This window comes from Arcicella sp. GW458-12-2-14-TSB2, from assembly GCF_059423785.1.
This window is the reverse complement of the sequence record NZ_JBWKYN010000381.1, coordinates 1-611: the sequence shown is the minus strand read 5'-3', so window position 1 is coordinate 611 and position 611 is coordinate 1. Positions and strand designations below refer to the sequence as shown.

Genomic DNA, 611 nt, shown 5'->3' with positions numbered 1-611 from the left:
ATTTTAAATACAAAATAAACTTTTGTAAAGTTTATTTACATAAATAAGCATTTTAAGGCTAAACAAATTCGTTTAAAAATTGAATAGCCATTTACCATCTTTCATTCATATTAAGAATGAATGCATTTATGTACCATTGCTATTATTAAACTAAAAAATTGTTTTTAACCTAAAATCGCCATCAATTTTAAAACACATGAAAACAAGTATTATTCCGGCCTCTGTAGTTATGATTGCCCTTATTGTAAGTCAATCTTCTTGTGTTAGTAGTAAAAAGTACAAAGAACTTGACGGATCTAAAAGTAGATTAAATGAAAACTTTAAACGCTCACAAGTTGAAGTAAGAGATTTACGGGCTAGAACATTAACACTTTCTGATGAGTTGCTTGCCCAAGAGAAAAGATATCGCTCTTATTTTGTTGAAATAGGCAATATCAGAAACAATTATAAGCAAGATTCTTTAAAAATGGTAAATATGTTTAAAGACGTAGACTTAAAAGTTGAAGAGTTTAAGGCTTATAAAGCAGAAACTCAGAAAAAAATTGAAGGCTATGAAACTCAAGTAAGTACCCTAAATACCTACATCAAAAAGCAAGATAAAAATATTCAAC

The 611-nt window shown here is 28.0% G+C and carries 1 protein-coding gene; it reads left to right on the top strand.

All coding sequences use genetic code 11. The features are described 5' to 3' along the window. Window positions 1-196 precede the first annotated feature (196 nt). On the top strand, window positions 197-611 hold a 415-nt coding region (locus AC07XN_RS24555), incomplete at its 3' end, for a hypothetical protein (protein ID WP_494744963.1).